This is a genomic window from Brevundimonas sp. Soil_N_31 (assembly GCF_057655995.1).
Map to the genome: position 1 here is coordinate 15574 of NZ_JBDGLE010000007.1, position 21836 is coordinate 37409.

A 21836-nucleotide genomic window follows, 5' to 3' on the forward strand; every position below is an offset into this window, starting at 1 on the left:
AGTCTGGGGCAGTCCGTCTCTGCCTGATCCCAGAGTGAGGGGTTTCGCGAGTCTCTTTCGTTTCACTATGTGCGGACCTTCACAAACCATCCGCAACGACCGCGTAGGAATGAGGGTGTGGCTCCATGGCGGCATGGCGGACGGGCGTGGCCGAAAAGCTGAGCGATGAGGACGAAGACGGCGGCGATCGCGCTCTGGCGGCCCTGTCTGAGCGCGCGCGTCCGGCCCTTTTGCGCTATTTTCAGCGGCGCGGCTTGTCGGCGCCGGACGCCGAGGATGCGGTCCAGGACGTGTTCGTGCGGCTGTCGCGACGGCCCGAAGTGGCTGTGGCGTCTCACGGAGAGGCCTATCTGTTCGAGACGGCGGCTTCGGTCGCCGTGGATCGGCATCGGCGGGCTCGCGCCCGGCATGAGGAGCGGCACACGCCGTATGAGGAGGCCTTGCATGCTGTCGCCGACCACGCGGTTGATCGTGTCGTGGAGGGGCGTCAGGAGTTGCAGAGATTTGTCGACGGGCTTCGTTCGCTGCCGGAGCGCACGCGTCATGTTGTGCTCCTGGCGCGACTGGAGCGCCTGACCCATGTGGAGATCGCGCGCAGGCTCGGGATATCCGTCAGCACGGTGGAGCGGCGTCTGGTCAAGGGCATGGCCCATCTTGCAGCGCGTCTGCAGGAGGTCTCGCAATGAGCGGGCTGAAATCCACGGCCTCTGATCTGAACGAAAGCGCCGTTCTATGGGTCTTGCGCGTCGAGAACGGACTGTCGCCGGTCGAGGCCGTCGAACTGGCGGACTGGTTGGCCGCCGATGCTGGGCGTCAGGCGGCTTTTGACGCCGTGCGCGACGCAGGCCTGCTGCTGGATCGTTTCGCCGGCGAAGACGTGTTGATAGCGATGCGTGGTTCTGCGCTGAAGGCGCGTAGCGAGAAGCGATCCTTCCCGACGGCCGTGGCGGCGACGCTTGCTGCGGTCGCAATCCTGGGCGGAGCCGGATGGTGGGCGGCGGGGGGAGGGTTGGATTTTCCAACGACGCTCGGCGCGGGTGTCTCGACGCAGCGCTACGTTACAGCGGCAGGCGAGCGGGCGACCGTCACCCTGTCTGACGGCTCGCTACTGACGCTGAACGCCGACAGCGCGGTCGAGACGGCCTATGACGCTCATACGCGCAGGATAACCTTGGTGAAGGGGCAGGCTTTCTTTGATGTCGCGCATGATCCTTCTCGCCCGTTTGATGTGATCGCGGCCGGGCATAGAGTGACGGCAGTGGGCACGGCGTTTGATGTCCTGGTTCTGCCCGACGCGCTGCGTGTGGCGATGCTGGATGGCGTGGTGCGGGTTTCCGTGGGAGCTGAGGGGGCGCCGCAAACTCTGTCGGCCGGTGAGGTCATGCGTGCGGGGCGCGACGGCTCCGTCACGGTCAGGACAGCGGATATCCAGCGTCTGGCCGGCTGGCGTGACGGTGTGATCTTCTTTGAGGAAACGCCGCTTCTCGAAGCGGTCGCCGAGATGAATCGCTATGCCCGTCAGCGTATGGTGGTGGCGGATGCCGAAGCCGGAGAACTGCGTGTCAGCGGCGCCTTCCGTTCGTCGGAGGCTGATGCTTTCGCCGAGGCCATGGCCGATGTTTTCGACCTGTCCGTACGCCGATCCGCGGACGGACGAACTGTGATCTCCAGCAAGAAAACGTAGCAAAAACTTCACGGCCAAGGCTGAGGGGATTCGCAGATCGATGTCGTTCCTGAAGATAGGCCGCCTCGTGGTGAGGGCGGTCGGGGGACGATTTCATGACGATCAAGACCGGCCGATCCTTCAAGGCCATTCTGCTGTTGGGCGCTGCTTCGCTGTTTGCGGCGCCGTGGCCGGCTGCGGCGCAGTCGGCCACGCGCGCCGCCGCCTTCGATGTCGCCGCGCAGGACATGGGCGCAGCCCTGACGCAACTCGGACGCGACAGCGGCCGTAGCATCGTCTTCTCTGCTGACGCTGTGCGCGGCAAGCGCACTGCAGGCTATCGCGGTCGGGGCAGCGTGGAGCGGGCGCTCGCCGCCACGCTCGATGGAAGCGGCCTGACCTATCGCGCCGGCGCCTCGGGCGCCTATGTCGTCACGCGCGCCTCGGCGCCGGCCCAGGACGCGCCGGTGCGCCGCAGGCGTCCGGCGACGCCGCCGCCCGCCGCCGAAACGGCCGCGCCGCAAGTCACGGCGGTCGAGGACATCATCGTCACCGCCCGTCGTATGGAGGAGCGGATCATCGACGTGCCGGTGGCGGTTTCGGCCTTCTCGGGCGAACAACTCGATGATCGCAAGGTTGAGGGCGGTTCCGAGCTTCTGCGGGTGGTGCCGAACGTCAACTTCTCGAAGGACAACTTCACCGGCTACAACTTCTCGATACGCGGGATCGGCACCAAGGCCATCTCGGTGACGACCGACCCGGGCGTGGCGGTCAGCTTCAACAATACGGCTCTTTTACGTAACCGTCTGTTCGAGCAGGAATACTTCGACATGGAGCGGCTGGAGGTTTTGCGCGGGCCTCAAGGGACGCTGTACGGCCGCAACGCCACGGCGGGCGTGGTCAACATGCTGCCCAAGCTGCCGGAGCTGGAAGAGTTCTCCATGTCGGCGCAGGCCGAGCTGGGCAACTTCGACGCCCGCCGGGCGCGGGGGCACATCAATATTCCGCTGGGCGAGCAGTTCGCCTTCCGCGCCGCCGCCGCCTTCACTCAGCGCGATGGCTACGACTACAATCTGGTCACACAGCGCCGGGTGAACGGCCGTGACCTGTGGTCCTCGCGCATGGGCTTGCTGTGGAAGCCGAACGAGCGGTTCAGCGCCAATCTGCTGTGGGAGCATTTCGAGGAAGACGACAACCGGTCCCGCACCGGCAAGCAACTCTGCACGCGCGGGGAGTCGCCCGCCGGCCTGAACTGGACCGACCCCTCGGGCGCTGCGCGGACGACCAGGATTGACGCGGCCTCATGGGCCGGAACCAGCCTGACGCCAGGGTGCCAGGCCGAGACGCTATACTCGGAGGAGGCTTTCGGGGCGCCCAACGGCATTGGCTTTCCGATCGTGACAGGCATGATCCTGGTCACGCCGTTCAATGACTCGCGGACTCTGCCTGGAACCAGCCGAACGGGGCCGCGCGGCGCTTGGGGCAACTATCTGTTCCAGACCAACATCGACCCCTTCTCGCCAGTATCAGGAAAGCAGTCGGCTGACCTGCGCGAGATCGAGACCTATTTCGATCCGGTGTTCCGAGCGAAGAACGATGTGGTTCAGCTTAACCTCGAATTCGTCCTGACGGACAGTCTAACGCTCCATTCCCAGACGCTGTACATGGAGGACAGCTACTATGGGATGCAGGACTATTTCCGCATCAACCCGCAGTCGGGGTTGATTGCCTGCGGGCAAGATCGCGTGCTTTCGCGCAACCCTTGGCAATCGGTTTCGCCGTACGCGCAGTATCTCGGGAACTGCGGCGCTCGACCGACGAATGATCGGAGCGAGATCGCCTACTACGGCAACGGTACCTTCAATGATCCGCAACTGGGTGCGCTTGACCGTCTGGTCGCCGTCGATCTGAGCCGGTCGGCCAGCAAGCAGTGGTCTCAGGAGTTCCGATTGTCTTCGGCTTTCGATGGGCCGGTGAATTTCAATCTCGGCGCCAACTATCTGAAGTTTGAGACCGAGGAAGATTACTACGTCTTTTCCAACGCTTTCACGATCGCAGCCATGGGCCAGAACGGCATGGACTGGAGCGGAACCTGCCAGTGGATCGGCAATCCGGCCCAAGCCGCGACCGCTAACCCTGACGCCTGCACCTATATCGATCCGAACCCGATCGGCAAGCTCGACGGCCAAGGGCACAACTACTATCGGAACATGAACATCGCCTCGACAGAGTCGTGGGCGGTGTTCGGTGAGGGCTACTTCAATCTGCGCGAAGACCTGCGCCTGACGGCCGGGGTGCGCTACACGGAAGACAAGAAGACCACCACGCCTATCCCGACGCAGTTGTTGGGTTCCTCGAATATTTGGCTGGGGACAGGTACGGTCGGGAAGGGCTATCCGCGCTATCCCGATGAGGTTCATCGTTGGGGCGAGTGGACCGGGCGACTGGCGTTGGATTGGAAACCCGTTCTGTCGTTTACCGACGACACGCTTGTCTATGCTTCCTATTCGCGGGGCTACAAGGGCGGAGGCGCCAATCCGCGCGGGCCCGAAGACACCAGCGCGACCAACTATCCGCGTCTGCCGACCGATTTCGCGGCTGAATACGTCAACGCCTATGAAGTCGGCATGAAGAACGCCCTGATGGGCGGCAAGATGATGCTTAGCGCATCGGCCTTCTACTACGACTACAAGGACTACCAGGTCACTCAGGTCATCGACCGCACGCTCCACAACGAGAACTTCGATGCGGAGATCTACGGGATGGAGTTCGAAGCCGCCTGGGCGCCGACGCGAAATTTCCGGCTCGACGCCACCTTGGGGCTGCTGAGGACGCGGATCGCCGATGGCGAGAAATCCATCGATATCATGAACCGGACCCAGGGGAACGACGACTGGATCACCTTGCGCCCTTGGCCCACCAGTCCCGCGACCTGCATCGTGCCGAAAGACATACTCGCCCGCGCGATGGGCAGCGGCGTCGGGAACTCCGTCTTTCTCAAGGCGATGTGTCCGGGGCCTGAACTCAGCGCCGGCCTGTTCCGCGATGATCCCCGCAACTGGGTTGTCGATCAGTGGGGGCCGGTCATCTACGACCCGGCGACGTATGTGAATCCCAAGTCCGGGATGCACGACACGAATGGCGGTCGCGGTTTCTCGGCGGATCTGAGCGGCAACAGCCTGCCGAACGCGCCGGAGATGACCTTCAACATCGGCGCCCAGTACCGCATCGCATTGCCGGCGGGATGGGATCTGATGCTGCGTGGCGACTATTATCGCCAGTCCGAAAGCTACATGCGGGTATATAATACCGAGTTCGATAAATTGAAGAGTTGGGAAAACGCCAATCTCTCGATGACTCTGTCTCATCCCATCGAACATCTGACCGTTCAGGTTTATGTGAAAAATATTTTCGATGAGACTCCTTTGACGGACGGTTTCACGGGACCTGATGAGATCGGTAATTCTACAAACGTATTCACTCTTGATCCTCGTCTTGTAGGAGTTTCTGTCCGGAAGGAATTTTAGAAATATTTACCAAGTAAAATAGATCTAGCGAATCAATAATGTCATCTTTTGTGTATATATATTGATTGCTGCATATTTAAGCGGCGAGCGTACCTGCTTCTAGCCAATACCTCATCAACTAGGAATAAAGACTATGAAGTATATGTCCAAGATCTCTGTAATCGCCCTTGCCGCCGCCAGCATGGTCGCCGCCGCTTCGGCTGCTTCGGCCCAGACTGTTTCGCCGACCGGCGCCGTTACCGTCTCGGGTCAACTGACCCAGGGCCTGAACGGCGTCAGCTGGTTCGACACGGTCTGCAATGCGACCTTCACCGGCACGGCGGACGCCACGGGCTTCACCCTGACCGGCCTGTCCAGCGTCAACGTGTCCGGCCCGCTGTCTTGCGATGACGGCATCCAACTGCCGGTACGCATCAACGCGGTATCGTCCAGCGAACTGTCGATCGAAGAGCTGGTCGTGGACACGCGCCTGGGCTCCTGCTCGGGCACGGACATCCGCGTGCCGTGGAACAACGCCAACAGCAGCGTCACCGTCCCGACCACGGCGATCGGCTTCTGCCGTCTGGCCGGTACGCTGACGGTCTCGCCGGCGACCACGATCAACTAAGGCCGTCTTCTCACAGCCTGGGGGCGGCGAGCGTTCACGCGCCGCCCTCGTTTTCCTCCTGGAGGCAAGGTTTCATGCGTCATCTGGTTTCACTGGTGCTTCTCGTTGTGGTTCCGTCTTCGGCGGTCTGTGCATCCCCACAGACGTCTGCCGAACAGACGGCGCCTGCCCCGGTTGCTGAGTTGCGGGCGGCCTTCACCCTGGATACGCCGATCCAGCAACTGGTCGCGGATGCGGGCGCCAAGGCTGTTCTGGACCGCGAACTGCCGGGCCTGACCACCCATGCGCGCTATGAACAATTCAAGGGCATGAGCCTGAAGGCGCTGAAGCCCTTTTCGGGCGGCTTGATCTCGGATGAGCGGCTGCAGGCGGTCGAGACGGGGTTGAAGGCGTTGAACGCGCCTGTCGCCTGACGCTGTCCTGGACGCGGTCCCGTGGCCTTGAGGCTTCTTTCCCTGATCATTGCCAGCGTGCTCGTGCTGGCTGGCTGTGCGAGCGGGGCTGACATGGCGCCGATCAACGGACCGCTCCGATCCGGCCGGAGCGCGCCCAATGAACAGGGAGGGGAACTGCGGGATCTGGGCTTGTCGGAAGAAGCCGTGGCCCTGGCCTTTTCAGGCGGAGGCGCGCGTGCGGCCGCCTTCTCCTACGGCGCGCTGCTTGAACTCAAGGATCGGCGTCGATCCGATGGGCGACGCTGGATCGATCAGGTGGCTTTCGTCACGGGCGTGTCCGGGGGCTCGCTGACCGCCGCCTGGTTCGGCCTGCATGGACCGGAAGGCCTGGAAGGCTTCCGCGCCGCCATGCTTGACAAGGATTGGCAGGGGGCGGTGCATGACGATCTGTTGTGGCCCGCCAACTGGTCACGGCTGCGGCGGGGCGGATTGAACGGACGCGCGCGGATCGCCGGTTGGTTGGAGAGCGAAGTCTATGGCCAAGCGCGTATGGGGGATCTGTCGGGTCCGCCTGTGGTGCTGAATGCGGTCGAGCTGTCGACCAGCGTCCCTTTCGCCTTTGCCGCTCCCTGGTTCGACGCCCTGTGCAGCGACCTTGATGACGTTCTTCTCGCCGACGCCGTGGCGGCATCGGCGGCCTATCCTTTCGCTGTCCGGCCGGTAGTGCTGGAAACGTTCAACCGCGATTGTCCCGCGCCCTTGCCGGATTGGGTCGGGCGGATGGCTGAGGCGCGCGACCAGGCCATGACGGTTCGGGACGCGGCGCGCGCTTTCCAGACGTTCCGCGACTCCGAACGTCTGCGCTACATTCACCTTCTGGACGGCGGCGTGGTCGACAACTTCGGCTTGTCCGGCCTGCCAGTCATCCAGGCGGCGTCGAGCCGGCCCTATGGCCCGATGCTGTCGCCAGCCGACGCCGTGCGTTTGCGTCGCCTGCGCGTGATCGTGATCAATGGCGAACGAGCTACCCGCCGTCCCTGGGGGCTGACGCCTCAGGGGCCGGATGGTCGGCAGATCGTCGAGGCCGTCGCCGATCATTCGACCGACGCAGCCAAGCGCAACGCCTATGACGCATTTCGAGGGCATCTTGAACAGTGGGAGCGGCGGACGATCGCCTGGCGCTGCGCCCTGACGGCCGAGCAGGCGCGGGCTCTGGGCGCTCAGCCGGGTTGGGACTGCGCCGCCTTGAGCTATTCCGCCGAGATGGTCGCCTTCGCCGATCTGCCGCCCGAGCGCGCCAGGGTGCTGTTGCATATTCCCACTCGTCTTTCCTTGCCGTCGTCTCAGGTCGATCTGGCGATCCAGGCGGGACGCGACGCTATGGCGAGCGCTCTGCCATGAGCGACATGGCCGGTCGTCGTCGTTTTGAAACAGAGGGCTGACGGATGAAGGGACAAGGACATGGTTCGCGTATTCCGAACCGCCGCGCGGTGCTGAAGGGAGCGTCCGTCCTGGGTCTGGCCGGGGTCGCTTCGGCGGCCTTTGCGCAAGATGTGCTGGCTGATCTGGACGCCACTGGTCTGGCGCAGAAGGTGCGGGCCCGCGAGGTGACGCCGCTGGAGTTGCTGGAGGCGGCGATCAATCGGGCGGAGGCGGTGAATGGACGCCTCAACTGCCTCAGCGAGACGCTGTACGATCGAGCGCGGGCGCGTGCAGACCGGATCGCGCCCGAGGGCGCTTTTGCAGGCGTTCCCTATCTGCTGAAGGACGAGACCGAATTGGCGGGCGTGCGTCGCCATCTGGGCTCCCGCATCGACGGCTCCCTGGCTATGTCGACGAAGACGAACCCCACGATTTCACGAATGGAGGCGGCAGGCGTCAACGTCTTCGGTCGTACGACGATGAGCGAGTTCGGGGCTTTGCCCACCACCGAGACTGAGGCCTACGGGATCACGCGCAATCCGTGGAGCCTGCAGCATACGCCAGGCGGGTCATCAGGCGGAGCGGCCGCCGCCGTCGCCGCTGGGATCATTCCTATGGCCGACGCATGGGACGGCGCGGGTTCGATCCGCATTCCGGCGAGCAATTGCGGCCTGGTCGGTCTCAAGCTCTCGCGGGGCCGCACGCCCAGTCCGGACAGGTGGTTTCCGGAACTGAACCTGTCCAGCCACTTCTGCGTCAGCCGCACGGTCCGCGACAGCGCCAATCTTCTGGCCGTCGTAGAGACGAGCGGCGTGGATGGTTTGCCGCCCGTCGGCCAGGTCAAGGGCGCGGCGGCGCGGCGTCTCAGGGTCGGCGTGATCGCGACCAGCCTGGGCGGGCGGGCGCCTTCGCCGGAAGTGATTGAAGCGTTGACGGCGGCTGTTCGCCTGCTTGAAGGGCTTGGTCATGATGTGCGCGAGGACGCCTGGCCGCTGGACGCTCAAGCCTTTCAGGCCGACTTCGCTCAGATCTATCTCGCGTACGGCGACCGCATGGCGGATCGGCTGGCGGCGGACAACGGGCTGGAGCGCCAGGCGATGATCGATCAGGTCGAGTCGGCGTCGCAGGCTGTAGCGCTAATGGGGACGATGGTGTCCGAGGCGGCGCTTCAGATCGTGCTGTCGCGCGTGCCTGCGCATGCCGCCGCCTATTACGCCCAGTTCGCGAGCCGGGATGTCGTGCTGACGCCCGTTCTTCTGAAGCCGCCGGTCAAGGTAGGCGAGATCAACGCCTCCATGCCTCTGGGCGATCTGGCCCAGAGGCTGGTCGAGTACGCCGACTACACGATGCTTCAGAACGCAGTCGGCGGCCCGGCGATCAGCCTCCCGCTGCACTGGACCGAAGAAGGCCTGCCTGTCGGGCTTCAGTTCGCGGCGGGTCACGGCGACGAGCGCACCCTGCTGGAACTGGCTTTTGAGTTGGAGCAGGCCCGGCCGTGGGCGCAGCGCCGACCGCCTGTCTGGGCAGGTTGAGACAGGCGGCCGGAATCTGAGCGGGAGAGGGCTATGATCCCGATCCTGGGGCGCCGCAGCCCGGCTGTATCCGCTTCGGTATGTAGGCTATGCCGCCGCTTCGTGCGCCAGTACTTTCTGGACGGCGGGATCCGCGGCCATGCGGTCGTGAAGGGCCTGGACATGAGGGAAGTCGGCGAGGCCGCCTGGAACGCGGGCGATGGCCCAGCGGATTATAGGGAAGGCGTAGGCGTCGATCGTCGAACGACGGCCCAGAACCCAGTCCTTGCCGTCCAGGTGGCTGTTCAGGATCGTCAACTGCTTGCGGACGAGGGCGTAGCCCGCGTCCACCACCTGCTCGTGCGCGGCGGAGCCGCCGGTAGTACAGCGATAAGGCATGAAGACAGGGAAGAATGCGGGGTGCAGGTCGCCGGTGAAGAATGACGACCAGCGATGCGCCTCGGCGACTTCTCGCAAGCTGTCGCCGCCCGCCAGGTCGGCCTCGGGGTGCTTTGCGGCCAGATAGTCCAGGATTGCTCCGGCTTGGGTCAACAGCCAACCGTCGCCTTCGATCAGGGTCGGCACCGCCCCGGCCGGGTTCACGGCCAGAAGCTCTGGGGAGCCATAGCCGACCTTGGTCGCCACATACGGCGCGCCGATCCACTCCAGAACGATATGCGGCGCCAACGAACAGGCTCCGGGCGCGAAGTAGAGAGTCGGCATGAGCAGGGATTTCCTTGTGTTTGACGACGAGCCTAGCGGTGAAGGCGCGCGCGCGGAACTGACTTCGACGTCACGCGCACCGACTTCCTGGTGATGGAGTCGGGGCGGCGTTTCGGTTCATTTTATTGATGTTGAAGCGAGCGGGGGAGCGCAAGAAGGACTGCGGACGACAGAGGCGCGGCGCGGCCGTGGCGGGCATAAGTTAAATGATCAGTGTATAATTTAGGGAGAATCCCTATTGCGCATGGATATGAGCGGTGTTTAATTTGTGGATGAGCGCCGTCTTTGATGGCGAAGCGATTGAGGCGGAAAAGCTGATGAAGCGTTACGGGATCACCCTTGTTTGCGGGCTTGCAACGGTTGTTGCGGCTCCGGTCACCGTCCAGGCGGAACCTGGCGCGTCGCTGATTGAAATCGCTGATGTTGATCGAGACGCAGTCCCGACGGGCACGCCTGCAGCCTTCTACGTGGCCTTCCCCAATGCGGATCGGAACGAGGCTCGGCGTCAGGTGGGAGGTGAGGACGTCTACGCCTTCGTACCGCTGGCGTTCATCCCGCTGACCGACACCCGGGTCGCATTGGTGAGCACCGGGGCCAACGATTGCACAGGCCAGGCCTGTTCGGGTCTCAATGCCGTGCACTATCTGGATCATCCGACAGGGGCGCCTCGCTATCCCTATACGCTGCAGGGCGAATGGCTCGATGTCGGCGCCACAGGCGTGGTCGGCAATCCTGCAGCGCGATGGGGTTGGACCAAGGCGATCGCGGACAATCCCGTTCTTTTCACCGAGGGCGGCGGCGTGTGGCAGGGGCGGGCTTGCGGATATGCCGTCCTGACCGAGTTGACGCCTTCCGGCCCCGTAGATATCGCGCGCTTCCAGACGTCCTTTTCGGACGCCAGCGCCGATGATGGCGACGCGGGCGTCGACGGCGTGATCACGTCTGCTGAGCAGGGCCGTAGCTTCACGGTGTCCTACAGCGGGTCCGTTCGTTTCAGCGAGACCTACAGGCGTGGCGCCGACGGCCAATTCAAGCTGGACGGGCCGAGCCGGGTTCCCGCCTGCTAGGGGCCGCTCTTATCTTGAGGATCCCGCCGTCATGAACGGCGATGCAGAGACATATGGATATCTGAATGCGCATACTCATGATTGGATTGTCCGTCGCCGTATCACTGGCGGCGACAGGAGCACTGGCGCAGGACGCTTGTGCGTCGCTGGACAAGGGAAACCTGTACATCGGTCAGGTGCTGACGCAGGCGCAACAGCAGCAGCTTATGGCGGCGGCGCCCCTTGGAACGCTGCACTGCGGTCGCACGGGGTGCTGGGCTCAGGCGCAGGACGGGGTGAACTATAGATGGGGCCGTGACGGACGGATCGTCGGCAAGAAGGTCGAAATGTCCGCCCCGGTGAGCCTCCCGGGCTGGCGCGGCGAGATCGACCGGGCCTTCGCCGATCGCCTGGGCCAAGCGACTTGCTCCAGCTTTACGGTCTTTGAAGACGAGCTTGACGGCGGTCGTTCGATGAAGAGCGCGCCGCAGTCCACGGCGCAGGGACAGACGATCGTCGCCAGCCTCTTCGGGCGCGGGACCGAAGACGATCCTCTGACGATCGAGATGCTCGCGGTCGAGCAATAGGCGTCTCACGAACTTGTACATTGCAGGAATTTTCATGACCCACAGGACTGCCTGCGCCGCCCTCGGCGCATTCACCTTGGCCGCAATGCTCGCCGCCTGTTCTCAAGCCGAAGATGATGCCCGCGCCGAGGCGCCGGCCACAACGGCTCAGGCCGAAACGAGCGCGCCGGCCGTGGCTGTTGCGTCGGCGCGGGACGGCGAGGCGCCGCCGCTTTCGGCCTATGTCGGCAAACATCCGACGGAGCCTGTTCAGGGCGTTACCTTCTTCCAGCACCCAGACGTGCGCGCCGCCATCGACGCTTCCGGCGTGGATCGCGATATCCAGAAGGCCGTCTTCTTTGACGGCAATGTCGTCGGCGTCGTGACCGAGACGCGCGGGCGGTTGTTGCTTCATGGCTATGATCCGGTAGGGGCGGGCTCCACCAACTGGGCCATTCTGATGATTCCGGACGGTAGCAAGGCCGCAGTCTGCTACTCCACCGGCATCGTGAAATACGAACAGGGCGCGGACTGGTATTTCGAAGGCGACCAGGCCTTCACCCTCTATGCGCCGTGCCCGGCCGAGGAAGGGGATATGGAGACGCTCAGCAATTGGCCGATTGGTCCCATCCCAGGCTGAGGCGGCGCCAACGGGCAGGTCGGGCGAGGCGGGCGTGGTTAATCTTTGACCTTCGATCCGCGTTGTTCGCCTGCTATGTCGAGCTATGGGCAGGCGATCGGATCATACACGGCAGGAACTCGAGCATCTGTTCGTAGTTGAGGGCCACAAGCATATGGCCGAGGTCGGCTTTGCGCGTTTTTCAGCGCGCGAGGTGGCCAAGCGCGTCGGCTATTCGATCGGCACCCTGTACAACGTCTTCGGTACGCTGGATCAGCTGCTGATCGCGATCAACACCCGCACATTCCAGCTCTGGGCCGACCATGTGCGCGAACGGCTGGTTACGGCGCCGGATGACCGCATCGGCTGTCTGGTTCAGGCCTATTTCGACTTCGCCACAGCCAATGAGCACAGCTGGAACGCCATCTACGACCATCATTTGCCGCCGGACGTGACCTTGTCCGATGCGCAGAACGCGCTGCGCGGCGAGCTGACGCAGATCATCGTCGAAGAGGTGGCGGCTGTCCTGCCGTCCGACGCCCATGCGGGCGCGCCGCGACTAGCCCGGTCTCTTATCGCCGTCGTCCATGGACATTGCGTGTTCGATTTGAACGGCAGCTTCGCTCTCATGGGGCTGGATCGGCCCGTCGCCCTGGCTCTGGAGCGGGTGTGGGAAACCCTGGTCCATGCGGGAGCGACGCCGCGTAAAATTATTGAGCGATGATCAGAATTATTGGATAATCCGCTCCGGTGCGACGATCCATGTCGCATGGCGGGAGTTCTTGATGATCGGACGACGGATGACCGGCGTGTTGGCCTTGGTCGTGGTTCTGACAATGGCGGGACCGGCGCCGGCTCAGATTGTGTCGAGCGCCGATGAGGAGTCAGCGCGGGAAGTCCTGCAGCATCTGATGCGGACGGATCCCGAATTCGCCGAGGTTCAGTTCAGGCTGGTGAAGTCGCAGGCCGCCCTGTCTGTACGGATCGAGAGACTCGTAGCGACAGGCGTCCTGTGCAAACTGCTGTCCGAAGACGATGCGCGCCTGATCGTCGCCAATGGACGTCAGGACATGAACGCCGGGCGCGTCTTTCTGCTCGAAGAACAGAAGTACGCTTTCGAGATCTATTGGGAAGGGTTGCGCGATGGCGCGCAGGCGGCGTCTGACCATGCTCCGCCGGAGCCGGCTGTGTGCGAGGCGTTCTCCAGACCGGGAGGAACGCTGGTCAAGCTGCTGACCTGGACTGATCGTCCGCAGTTCCTTGACTCCGGCATCCGCGCCAGTCCGCGGACGCTTCCTTGATAGCTGATTATCGTGAGCTTTCGCTCGGCCAAAGTTCTCGCATCCGTCGCACCAGTTCGGGCGAGGGAGGGCGACCGCCTTCTGCGTCGGCGGGCGGCCAGCGGCCGGCCAGGACGTCGGCGCGCACGGCCTGGGCCGAGGGCGGGGGGAAGCGCCAGCCGGCGGCGGTCATGCGGGCTTTGACGCGCGCTTCGGCCTGGATCTCGACGGGTTCGGCAGGGCGAACGGCGGCGTTCAGGGCGGCGGCGATGGTGTCGCCGTTGACGCCGACCGCCCAGGGATCGGCGCCGCGTTCCAGCAGAAGTTCGGCGATCCGGTAGTTGCGCATGGCGACGGCGGCTTCCAACGGCGTGCCCCCGGTGCGGTCGGCCCGGTTCACGTCGGCCCCGTGATCCAGCAGCAGACGCACCGCGCCGAGCGAGTTCAGGGCGATAGCCTCGTCCAGCGGCCAGAAGGCGTCGGGCGCGACCGGATCAGGCGAGGCGCCTGCCTGAAGCAGAGCCTGGGCGTGCCAGGGCTCGCGGGCGCGCAGGGCCAGGCTGAGCGAGGTCTCGCCGTTCGGGCCGTCGGGCGGGGCGCCCTTTTCCAGCAGCAGGCTGACCATGGCCCGGTCATCGCGCGCGACGGCCAGGGTCAGAAGATCCAGATTCCGGCCGTCGCCGATGCGGGCCAGGGCGGGATCGGCGTCCAGCAGGCGGCGGGCCTTCGCCAGGTCGCCGTCGCGGACCGCCTCGACCATGTCGCGGGTGGAATGGCCGTCCCGGCCCAGCGCGGCCACGTTGGCCGGGGAGGGCAGGACGGTGCCGACGACAAAACCGTCGGCGCGGGCGTCGCAACCGCTCATCAGAACTCCAGCGAGAAGGATCGGCGTGAAGAGGCGCATCTTGGCGTTGAACTGTCGGCGGGTCGAGGCCGTTCCGCCGCCTTATCGCATGGCGTCCAGGCTGGACTGGAACCATTCGACGCCGTGCAGGGCGCCGGGCGTCCAATTCCACCAGGACTGGTCCTCGGGCGGGGTGGGGGACACGGGGATGCGGTCGCCGACAGCCTCGGGCGCGTCGCCCGCCCATCCGGCGGCCACGCCGCCGAGCGGGCCGAACAGAACCGCTCCAAGGCCTCCGAGGATGATGCGGTCGCCGCCGTCCTGCAGCAGGCTGAGCGGATCGCCCTTGAGGTAGAAGGCGTCGATATCGGGCGTCGGGCGCCCGCCCGCCTGGGCGGCTTCGATCGTCGAGGCGTGCAGGCCGGAGGCGTTGAAGGTGTCCGCGTCGTGGCCCGACGCCAGGGACGCGGCCGAGGCCATGCCGCCGCCCAGCGAATGGCCGGTCAGGGTGACGTCCGCCTCGACGGCGGCCAGTCTCTGGCCGATGCGCAGGGCCTTGTCATAATGCTCGGAGGACAGGCCCAGCGCCTGCTGGCCGTTGTTGAGCCAGTCCTCGCCCGCCTGGGAGCCGCGGAAGGCGACGACGTAGCGGGTCTGGCCGCCCTCGTTGCTGACATAGACGCGGGCGCGGAACTCGGAATCGGCGCGCTCCAGCAGGTCGGGCGTCAGCCGCAACCTATCCAGGTCGTCCGGTCCGGCCACGCGCCAGCCGTCGGGCGGCGAGGGGGTATCGTTGTAGACGTCGGCTGACAGCGCCAGATGCGTGCGTGCGGCGTCCAGGTCGACGACATTGTCCGAACGGGCGGGGGCGGCCACGGTTTGAGCCGGAACCGGCGCGGCGGGCGGCGGCGCCCAGTCCAGGGCGACGCGCGGATCGTCGTCGAAGCGCGCCGCCGCGGGCGTCGTCTGAGGTTGAAACGATGTCGCGCCGATCCGGTCGATCTGCATGGTCGCCTCCCGATCCTATGCAGTGACCCTATCGCTGCCCGCCGAACCGCGCTGCTAGGGTCTTCCCTAGACTTATGATTATGAAGTCGGAGCCTAACCTTTGGCCGCTATCGAAGGCGGAGTGTTGGCGGCGCGCCATGCAGCGATGATCCCAATCGCAATTCCAAGGCTCCAACCTGCGCTCACAGCGAGCAGCCCTGCCGATAGATCAAGCTTGACCGGCCAGTCCCATAGTCGAGAGGCCATCGCCGCTGCGCCGATGCCGGCGGAAAGTCCGATCGCTGAGGCGACGGCTCCGACCAAGGCGTGCTCGACCGTGATTTGGGCCAAGATGCCGCGCATATCCGCGCCCATTGCAAGACGCAGCGCAATCTCGCGGCGCCTTTGAACGGTGGCCGCCAGCGCGATGCCGCCATATCCGATCAGGCTGGCGACGAGCGCCGCCCCGGTAATCGTCCACAACAGACGAGAGAGGGCGCGCCGCTGCCTGACCTGCTCCAGGATATCAGCCCCTGGGTCGTCGTAACTGTAAGGACTGGCGCGCGACATCGGCACGCCGGCCATGCGTCGCATCAGTCGGTCCGCCTGGAATCGGACGTCCTGCATGTCGACCTCGGGCGCCATGAAGAAGCTGAGCCAACTGGCTTCTCGCGGACCGATCGACGGGTTGTCAGACTCCGGTCGTGCGTCGAAGAAACGACGCGCTGAAAGGAAGGGGGCGATGATGGCGTCGTTGAAACGTCCAGCTGGTCGCGTGTTGGCATAGTCCAGAACCCCGACCACTTCACAGCGTGGTCCTCCTAGGGAGAGCTCATCCCCTACAAGGCGAGCGGCTTGTCCGCGCTCTTCACTGAGAAAATCGGCGAGAGTCGCGCCGACCAGGCACACCCGCGTCAGTCCTCCCAGTTCTTCGGTCGTCAACCAACGGCCAGCGACCAGATCGGCGTCCAACTCCCGCCGATAGTCCCCATAGGCGCCAAATACGCGCAAAGCACGGGTCTCGTTTCGTCCCTGCAACGGCGCCGAGGTCTCGACCCATGCTGCCGAGCTCTCGACATTGTCCAATTCCTGCAGAAGGCGCGCCTGGTCATCGAGTGAGGGCGGACCTCGGCGGGAAGGAACCAGACCATTGGCTCGGATCACCAGGGTCGTGGCGTAATCTCCAAAAGCCAAACGTTCTAGTCGTTCCGAAAAGCCGCCCAATACTGAAGCGGAAAAGACAACGCAGGCCACAGCCGACGCTAGCGACAGGATCAGGGACAGAGTGCGCAATGGGTGAGCGGTTGCGCCCCATACGGCGAAGCGCAGCACGTTCATGACGCCCCGCCCGTGATGGCCGTCATTCGTCCGTGGAACAGCTCAATCCGCCTGTGGGCCGACTCGATGACAATAGGGTCATGGCTGGCGCAGACCACCAGCGCGCCTTCAGCCGCCAGTTGCATCAAGCGGCCGACAACAAGGCGGCTATTGACCTCGTCCAGTGAAGCTGTGGGTTCGTCACAAATGATCAGACGCGGACGTTGCGCCAGAATTCGCGCCAATCCGACCCTTTGGCGTTCACCGCCCGACAAGGTGGCTGTCAGCGCCTTCAGCCGATGCGATAGACCAAGCTCTCTAAGAGCGGCCTCTGCTCTGGCGCGCCTTTGGCTTCGCGGGACGCCGCGATAGGCCAGCGGTATCTCCACATTATCGACGGCCCGCATTCGCTCAATCAGGCCCGCATCCTGAAACAGATAACCAATTTCGGATCGACGTAATCCAGCGCGGCCGCGTTCGCTTAACTCATGTACCGGGACGCCGGCGATACTCAGGCAGCCGACCGATGGCGTATCAAGTAGACCCAACAGGTTCAGCAACGTCGACTTGCCGCACCCCGACGGCCCCTGCACGACCACGAATTGTCTCCATGTCAGGCTCAGGTCCACGTCCGCTAACGCCGCTACATCTCCTTCGCGAGAAGAATAGTTTCGACCCAGTCCCCAAGCCTGGACGCCATCGTTCATACGGCGCCGCGTGAATCTGTACGGTTCTTGAGAATGACCTGTTCGCCTTCCTTCAGACCTTCCGTGATCTCTATGAAGTCATCCGTCTCGCCGCCGATAAGCACCTCTCGGCGCTGTGGCGCTCCATTGACCAGCACGAAGACCACGCGCTTGCCCGTGCGCAGCATTCGACCGATTTCCAGGCCGTCGGCGGACGCCCGAACCATGCCCATGTCGCCCTTATGTTGAGCCAGTAACTCTTCGAGCTTGCCCGGAGGCAGCGGCGGCACGTAACCGTTTGGCTTGTAGAAGGTCGCCTGGGCTGGAATCCGCAGAACCTTTCTGGCGTTGGCCCGAACAAGCTGAACCGAGGCGGACAAGCCAGGACGCAGGACGCCAAACGAATTGTCGTATTCTGCAAGCGCGCGATAGGACACGAACCGACCCTCCCGTATCGGCGCGCGACCAAGACTGACAAGGCGCGCCTGCTCCAATACGCCCGGCGATGAGTCGACGGTGAACAGCACCTGACTGTCCAGGCTGACACGGTTCAGATCGGCTTCGGACACCATGATTTCCAGCGTCATGGCTTTTTCATCCTGTACAGTCTGGAACAGGGGGCGCGCATCCTCTGGCGTGACACGCTGTCCGACGCGGGCGTCGACCAAGGTCACAACCCCGTCCAGCGGCGCGAGAATATCCGAACCAACGCCCTCGGCCTGGGCCAGCCTGGCCCGCGCAAGAGCCGCTGTCCGTTCCGCCATCAGACGATCTACCGTGGCGCGGGCGCGGTCCACCTGGGCCTGAACCTGAGCCGTAGCAGCCGCGCTCACGAACCCCCGATCTTGCAGCGTGCGGCTGCGCGACAACTGCTCCTCGGCTTGCCGGATGGCGATCTGGGCTTCGCGAATAGCGGCTTCCGATGCGGCTGCGCCCGCATCGGCCATATCTCCCGCGGGCGCCCGCGTCGGCGCCGACAGTGTGGCCAGAACCTGGCCGGCGCGCACCGTGTCGCCTTCCTTGACATAGACCGCAGCCACAACGCCCGCGCGTGGCGCCCTGACTTCGGCCATGCCGGCAGCGAGCAGCGTGCCGGTCGCCGGTACGATGTCGCGCACATCACCGATCTCGACCGCCGACGTTTCATAAGCGCCGTCGCCGGCCGACTCGGAACAGGCGGCCGCGAACAGAACAGCCACCGCCAGCAGAAAACGTCGCCACCCGCCTTCCGTCGGCATGGCGCTAGTTCGACACGGAGGTCAGCACCATCGTGCCGCCCGACACGCTTTCGACGACCGGCCAGCCATAGCGTTGAGACAGCAGTATCTCCAACTCCGTGACCTCAGTCATTTGTCCGGGGGCCTGAGGCGCGGCGTGCGGCATTTTCAGGCGATAAAGCCGCACAGGTTCACCGGGCGCGCCCGTGACCGTCGGGTGCGTTACGCCGCAACCGACGAACGTCACGACGGCTTCGCCTTGGGCAGGCGTCGCATCGGAATCGGACAGCGTTTCAGTCATCGGAATTTTAACGAAGTGGCCTGATTGCAAGCCCTTTATGGCGTCCTCGGCGCCGTCATATCGGATTGATCGGCCGGTCGAGGCGGTCAGAAGAAGACCGAGACGCGCCTGCCGCGATTCCGGCGGGGACGACATTTCGCCCATACCCAGAACCTCGTCATAATTTACCATGTCTCCAGAGACGCTGCGAATGGTCTGGGCGCGCGTCATGAGCGGCTGATTTTCGCCGCTGCTGGACATCGTATAATGAAAGACGCGCCCCGCTCTAGGGGGATCACTGGCAATGGCGGTATCGCAATGCTGAGCGCGATAGAATGCCGACGCGGAGGTGAGTCGTTCACTTGTCGTGACCGCAGACACCTCCGCGCCAGCGCCTTCAGGCTCCGATTGACTACACCCTGTCAAAGTGAAAAACGCCATGAAGATGGCCGGGTGCATAAAATTAGATTTCATCGGAACCATCTCCTACCTAGCAACCGCAGCAGGCTGACACACACTGGAAACGCTTCGCAAAGTCACTGGGGTGCGCGGCCGAGCATGGAATCTAGCAGTCTGCGAGAGAATTCTCATACTTACTGCGCGGAAGCAGCAGCGCTGACTAGCGAAAAAAATTAGAATGCAGGACTGACAATAATCCTATGCATTACAACCTCTTCTTTTCTTGAAGTCTAGCCTGCAATTCAAATTGACCAAACGTTGGTTGTCGAGTCAAGTTATTTGAGATCGGCGCGGTAGCTCGTGTGTGCGAGAAGAGAGGGAGGGAGATGAGCGAGCCAGCCTTCGCCAGGCTTGACGCATTGGTCCGCGGCGCCGTTACGGGCGTCGAGAGCTTTCAGCGGCTTCGTATGAAGAACTCGACTGATGCGGATCGGCTAAAGCAGATGCTTGGTTTTTAGGAACGGGATGCTCGGCTCGAACACCTGACGCCTTGGAGGCGTCGCCTAGCTCGCGGCGCTCGCGTGCAATGCCTGGTCGAAGGCGGCGCGGGCGGGGCGAGGCAAGGCGTCGACGCGCGCTGACAGCCATTCGGCGACGTCCTGGCCGGGAGCGGGCGGGGCGACGCCTGCGCCTTGAGCGAAGTCGGGCAGGGCCTTGGGGTTTTGCGACAGCGCGGCGGCGACCCCGCCAGTGAAGAAGCCGGCGTCCTCGGCGCGGGGATGCCAGACGCCACCGTCCTTCTGTTCGGAGGCGGACAGGGCGGGGACATCGGCCGTCAGCGCCGCCCATTGCCGCCCCAGATGCGCCGCCTCGCCGTTCTCCAGCATGGCGGCGGCGTAGGCCTGCAAGGCGCGGCGGCCGCCCAGGCTGCTCTGAAGCTGGTTCGCCACGCCTGCAGGGTCGGCGTCCACGGCGGCGGACAGGGCGGGCAGGGACGTCGCATCGATCCGGGCTGCGGCCGCGATGAAGCTCTCGGTCGTGACGGCGACGGAAGGGGGCGTCTCGGGGGAGGAGTCGCAGGCGGTCAGCATGGTCAGGGTCGCCAGGATTGGAAGCCAACGGGGGGCAGGCAAGGCCGCGTCCTTTCCGTCCGGGCGCGGCCAGACTCTGAGGATCAGTTCAGCGGGATCCGCGTCACGGACTCCCAACCCTCGTTGTAGCTGACTTCGGCCGGGCCGTCATAGGGGCGGCGGCCGTCCGCGCCGGTCGGGGTGGTCAGGGCCACGATGCTCTCGAACAGGTCCGCCTGGCCGCTCTGATACTGGCTCAGGGCCGTGTCGAAGACCTGGTCGCTCAGCCAGCCGGTCGCATCGCTGACGCCCGGTCCGGGCAGCTTGCCGGTGGCGAAGCCGAAGATGGTCTTCAGCGTCTCGACGTTCTCGGCCGCGCCCTTGTTCACGCCCTCGAAGGCTTCATGCAGGGCGCCGGAGAAATAGCCCATGCGCTCGGCGGCCGGATAGAAGACGCCGCCGTCCTGCTGCGTCGGGGCGGTGAAGCGTTGCAGCATGTCGCCCTTCAGATCATTGCCGCGCGCCAGCTGGTCGACCAGGCCGCGGATGGTGTCGGCGCCGCCGTCCTGACCCAGGGTCTCCTGCAGGAAGGCGGTCATGCCCTTGCCGGCCTGATAGTCCTGCTCTAGCGCATCGACCACGCCGTTGACGTCGGATTTCAGCAGACCCTCCATGCTGGCGCGGATTTTGTCGGCGGCGTCGCCGGTCCCGAGCGAGGGCGTCAGCACGCCGTTGGCGCCCGAGACGCTGGCCATCTGACGCCCCGCCAGTTCGAACACCCGCGCCTTCAGCTCGGCGTCGGGGCTGGTGGCGGCGGCGTCGACGGCGGCGGCCAACGGTCCGGCGTCATAGCTGTAGGTCGGCACGCCGCCTTGCATGTTCGCGTACATGGTCTGCTGGGTTCCGGCCTCGAAAACGGCCGACAGCTGGGTGTCGTTCAAAGATGCATAGGCGGTGCTGAGCGCGGAGGCGTTGCCGCCCAGGCTGCCCAGCACATGGGCCACGGCCAGGCCCTCGGTGTCGCCCATGTCGGAGATCATCACGCCGCCCATGCCGTCGGCCTCGGTCGTCTGGGGAGCCAGGGCGGCGATGAAGTCGGTCTTTACGTCGGACGTTGCGTGGGCGGCGACGCCCTGCGCCAGCTCGATCTTCTGCTCGCGGTTGTCATAGGCGTTATAGACGCGCTCCAGCTGGGTCGCGTCCAGCGAGCCGCCCAGCGTCGTGTGCAGGTCGCGGCGCTCGTCCACGTTCAGCCCGCCGCCCATGCCGAGGAAGCCGGAGTTGTCGAGCTCGTCCGTCCACTTGTTCAGTTCGTCGTCGGACAGTTCGGAGACGACGGCGTTGCGCTCCTGCGCCGTCAGGCCGTTCAGCGTGGCGTTGATGTCCCGAAGGTCGCCCTGGGAGACGTCGTTGAAGAAGCCTTCGTCCAGGCGGTCGCGGATCGTGTCCAGCGCTTGATCGACCCGGCTGGTCGAGGGCGATCCAGCGACGGGGCCGCTGACGGGCGAGGCCAGGACGCGGGTGTCGACGGACGGCGAAAGAGGCGTGACGGTCATGACCGGCTCCTGCACGATACGGACGGATGTTGGAGCGAGCCTATGATTGGGGCGTCGGCGACATAAGCTGGGGGCGTCCTTAGCTAGGGACATCCCCTATGTCGGGGCGCCAGCGAACAGC

The 21836-nt window shown here is 64.5% G+C and carries 21 protein-coding genes; 12 read left to right on the forward strand and 9 right to left on the reverse strand.

Annotated elements, in window-relative coordinates:
• Window positions 1-125: 125 nt before the first annotated feature.
• The 7 genes from AC3A3G_RS12200 to AC3A3G_RS12230 all read left to right on the forward strand — a co-directional run bounded on the left by AC3A3G_RS12200 (window position 126) and on the right by AC3A3G_RS12230 (window position 9146).
• Window positions 126-686, forward strand: a complete 561-nt coding sequence (locus tag AC3A3G_RS12200) for an RNA polymerase sigma factor (protein WP_200167823.1) — start codon at window positions 126-128, stop codon at window positions 684-686.
• Complete coding sequence (locus tag AC3A3G_RS12205) at window positions 683-1684, forward strand: FecR family protein (protein ID WP_368924741.1); 1002 nt, start codon at window positions 683-685, stop codon at window positions 1682-1684. The genes AC3A3G_RS12200 and AC3A3G_RS12205 overlap by 4 nt, the downstream gene beginning before the upstream one ends.
• 95 nt (window positions 1685-1779) lie before the next feature.
• Entirely contained in the window at window positions 1780-5190 is a 3411-nt protein-coding gene (locus AC3A3G_RS12210; RefSeq protein ID WP_487488302.1) for a TonB-dependent receptor, read from the forward strand.
• Window positions 5191-5323: 133 nt separating this feature from the next.
• Window positions 5324-5797 carry a hypothetical protein gene (locus AC3A3G_RS12215; protein ID WP_200167821.1) on the forward strand — a complete coding sequence of 158 codons (474 nt, stop codon included), beginning with the start codon at window positions 5324-5326 and terminating at the stop codon, window positions 5795-5797.
• 74 nt (window positions 5798-5871) lie between these two features.
• The gene (locus AC3A3G_RS12220; protein WP_200167820.1) at window positions 5872-6210 is read left to right on the forward strand and encodes a hypothetical protein; all 339 of its coding nucleotides are present in this window, start codon (window positions 5872-5874) and stop codon (window positions 6208-6210) included.
• Between the two features lie 171 nt (window positions 6211-6381).
• Entirely contained in the window at window positions 6382-7593 is a 1212-nt protein-coding gene (locus AC3A3G_RS12225; RefSeq protein ID WP_200167819.1) for a patatin-like phospholipase family protein, read from the forward strand.
• A 44-nt stretch (window positions 7594-7637) separates the two neighbouring features.
• Entirely contained in the window at window positions 7638-9146 is a 1509-nt protein-coding gene (locus AC3A3G_RS12230) for an amidase family protein (RefSeq protein ID WP_200167818.1), read from the forward strand.
• Window positions 9147-9233: 87 nt separating this feature from the next.
• On the opposite strand, the gene AC3A3G_RS12235 is transcribed toward AC3A3G_RS12230, so the two are convergent.
• Window positions 9234-9848: a glutathione S-transferase family protein gene (locus tag AC3A3G_RS12235; RefSeq protein ID WP_487488303.1), complete on the reverse strand. Its 615-nt coding sequence runs from the start codon at window positions 9846-9848 to the stop codon at window positions 9234-9236.
• Between the two features lie 272 nt (window positions 9849-10120).
• Between AC3A3G_RS12235 and AC3A3G_RS12240 the strand changes: the two genes are divergently transcribed.
• From AC3A3G_RS12240 to AC3A3G_RS12260, 5 genes are all read left to right on the forward strand, one after another.
• Window positions 10121-10915 carry a hypothetical protein gene (locus AC3A3G_RS12240; RefSeq protein WP_200167816.1) on the forward strand — a complete coding sequence of 265 codons (795 nt, stop codon included), beginning with the start codon at window positions 10121-10123 and terminating at the stop codon, window positions 10913-10915.
• Window positions 10916-10992: 77 nt separating this feature from the next.
• Window positions 10993-11481, forward strand: a complete 489-nt coding sequence (locus tag AC3A3G_RS12245; RefSeq protein WP_200216395.1) for a hypothetical protein — start codon at window positions 10993-10995, stop codon at window positions 11479-11481.
• A gap of 34 nt (window positions 11482-11515) precedes the next feature.
• Window positions 11516-12100, forward strand: a complete 585-nt coding sequence (locus AC3A3G_RS12250; RefSeq protein ID WP_200167814.1) for a hypothetical protein — start codon at window positions 11516-11518, stop codon at window positions 12098-12100.
• Window positions 12101-12254: 154 nt separating this feature from the next.
• On the forward strand, window positions 12255-12803 hold the full coding sequence (locus AC3A3G_RS12255; protein WP_200167884.1) for a TetR/AcrR family transcriptional regulator: 549 nt from the start codon (window positions 12255-12257) through the stop codon (window positions 12801-12803).
• Window positions 12766-13380, forward strand: a complete 615-nt coding sequence (locus AC3A3G_RS12260; RefSeq protein WP_200167813.1) for a hypothetical protein — start codon at window positions 12766-12768, stop codon at window positions 13378-13380. The genes AC3A3G_RS12255 and AC3A3G_RS12260 overlap by 38 nt, the downstream gene beginning before the upstream one ends.
• A 7-nt stretch (window positions 13381-13387) precedes the next feature.
• On the opposite strand, the gene AC3A3G_RS12265 is transcribed toward AC3A3G_RS12260, so the two are convergent.
• The 8 genes from AC3A3G_RS12265 to AC3A3G_RS12300 form a co-directional block, all read right to left on the reverse strand.
• The gene (locus AC3A3G_RS12265; RefSeq protein WP_368924750.1) at window positions 13388-14224 is read right to left on the reverse strand and encodes an ankyrin repeat domain-containing protein; all 837 of its coding nucleotides are present in this window, start codon (window positions 14222-14224) and stop codon (window positions 13388-13390) included.
• Window positions 14225-14305: 81 nt separating this feature from the next.
• Window positions 14306-15211 (reverse strand): Tle-like phospholipase domain-containing protein, encoded by a 906-nt coding sequence (locus AC3A3G_RS12270; protein ID WP_487488304.1) that lies wholly within the window; start codon window positions 15209-15211, stop codon window positions 14306-14308.
• A 93-nt stretch (window positions 15212-15304) separates the two neighbouring features.
• Window positions 15305-16528, reverse strand: coding sequence for an ABC transporter permease (locus tag AC3A3G_RS12275; protein ID WP_200167810.1), 1224 nt, complete (start codon window positions 16526-16528; stop codon window positions 15305-15307).
• On the reverse strand, window positions 16525-17214 hold the full coding sequence (locus tag AC3A3G_RS12280) for an ABC transporter ATP-binding protein (RefSeq protein WP_487488305.1): 690 nt from the start codon (window positions 17212-17214) through the stop codon (window positions 16525-16527). The genes AC3A3G_RS12275 and AC3A3G_RS12280 overlap by 4 nt, the downstream gene beginning before the upstream one ends.
• A complete protein-coding gene (locus AC3A3G_RS12285; RefSeq protein ID WP_487488306.1) occupies window positions 17211-18431 on the reverse strand; it encodes an efflux RND transporter periplasmic adaptor subunit in 1221 nt (406 codons plus the stop codon). Before AC3A3G_RS12285 ends, AC3A3G_RS12280 begins: the two co-directional genes overlap by 4 nt.
• Window positions 18432-18435: 4 nt before the next feature.
• Window positions 18436-19164, reverse strand: coding sequence for a hypothetical protein (locus AC3A3G_RS12290; protein WP_368924756.1), 729 nt, complete (start codon window positions 19162-19164; stop codon window positions 18436-18438).
• 488 nt (window positions 19165-19652) lie between these two features.
• The gene (locus AC3A3G_RS12295) at window positions 19653-20222 is read right to left on the reverse strand and encodes a hypothetical protein (RefSeq protein WP_368924757.1); all 570 of its coding nucleotides are present in this window, start codon (window positions 20220-20222) and stop codon (window positions 19653-19655) included.
• Between the two features lie 41 nt (window positions 20223-20263).
• Window positions 20264-21715, reverse strand: a complete 1452-nt coding sequence (locus AC3A3G_RS12300; protein WP_200167805.1) for a hypothetical protein — start codon at window positions 21713-21715, stop codon at window positions 20264-20266.
• Window positions 21716-21836: the final 121 nt, after the last annotated feature.

What these genes read in the sequence shown, in the direction of transcription:
- AC3A3G_RS12200 (WP_200167823.1), top strand. Translation starts at nt 126, where the DNA reads ATGGCGGCATGGCGGACGGGCGTGGCCGAAAAGCTGAGCGATGAGGAC.
- AC3A3G_RS12205 (WP_368924741.1), top strand. Translation starts at nt 683, where the DNA reads ATGAGCGGGCTGAAATCCACGGCCTCTGATCTGAACGAAAGCGCCGTT.
- AC3A3G_RS12210 (WP_487488302.1), top strand. Translation starts at nt 1,780, where the DNA reads ATGACGATCAAGACCGGCCGATCCTTCAAGGCCATTCTGCTGTTGGGC.
- AC3A3G_RS12215 (WP_200167821.1), top strand. Translation starts at nt 5,324, where the DNA reads ATGAAGTATATGTCCAAGATCTCTGTAATCGCCCTTGCCGCCGCCAGC.
- AC3A3G_RS12220 (WP_200167820.1), top strand. Translation starts at nt 5,872, where the DNA reads ATGCGTCATCTGGTTTCACTGGTGCTTCTCGTTGTGGTTCCGTCTTCG.
- AC3A3G_RS12230 (WP_200167818.1), top strand. Translation starts at nt 7,638, where the DNA reads ATGAAGGGACAAGGACATGGTTCGCGTATTCCGAACCGCCGCGCGGTG.
- AC3A3G_RS12235 (WP_487488303.1), bottom strand. Translation starts at nt 9,848, where the DNA reads ATGCCGACTCTCTACTTCGCGCCCGGAGCCTGTTCGTTGGCGCCGCAT.
- AC3A3G_RS12240 (WP_200167816.1), top strand. Translation starts at nt 10,121, where the DNA reads ATGAGCGCCGTCTTTGATGGCGAAGCGATTGAGGCGGAAAAGCTGATG.
- AC3A3G_RS12245 (WP_200216395.1), top strand. Translation starts at nt 10,993, where the DNA reads ATGATTGGATTGTCCGTCGCCGTATCACTGGCGGCGACAGGAGCACTG.
- AC3A3G_RS12250 (WP_200167814.1), top strand. Translation starts at nt 11,516, where the DNA reads ATGACCCACAGGACTGCCTGCGCCGCCCTCGGCGCATTCACCTTGGCC.
- AC3A3G_RS12255 (WP_200167884.1), top strand. Translation starts at nt 12,255, where the DNA reads ATGGCCGAGGTCGGCTTTGCGCGTTTTTCAGCGCGCGAGGTGGCCAAG.
- AC3A3G_RS12260 (WP_200167813.1), top strand. Translation starts at nt 12,766, where the DNA reads ATGCGGGAGCGACGCCGCGTAAAATTATTGAGCGATGATCAGAATTAT.
- AC3A3G_RS12265 (WP_368924750.1), bottom strand. Translation starts at nt 14,224, where the DNA reads ATGAGCGGTTGCGACGCCCGCGCCGACGGTTTTGTCGTCGGCACCGTC.
- AC3A3G_RS12270 (WP_487488304.1), bottom strand. Translation starts at nt 15,211, where the DNA reads ATGCAGATCGACCGGATCGGCGCGACATCGTTTCAACCTCAGACGACG.
- AC3A3G_RS12275 (WP_200167810.1), bottom strand. Translation starts at nt 16,528, where the DNA reads ATGAACGTGCTGCGCTTCGCCGTATGGGGCGCAACCGCTCACCCATTG.
- AC3A3G_RS12280 (WP_487488305.1), bottom strand. Translation starts at nt 17,214, where the DNA reads ATGAACGATGGCGTCCAGGCTTGGGGACTGGGTCGAAACTATTCTTCT.
- AC3A3G_RS12285 (WP_487488306.1), bottom strand. Translation starts at nt 18,431, where the DNA reads ATGCCGACGGAAGGCGGGTGGCGACGTTTTCTGCTGGCGGTGGCTGTT.
- AC3A3G_RS12290 (WP_368924756.1), bottom strand. Translation starts at nt 19,164, where the DNA reads ATGAAATCTAATTTTATGCACCCGGCCATCTTCATGGCGTTTTTCACT.
- AC3A3G_RS12300 (WP_200167805.1), bottom strand. Translation starts at nt 21,715, where the DNA reads ATGACCGTCACGCCTCTTTCGCCGTCCGTCGACACCCGCGTCCTGGCC.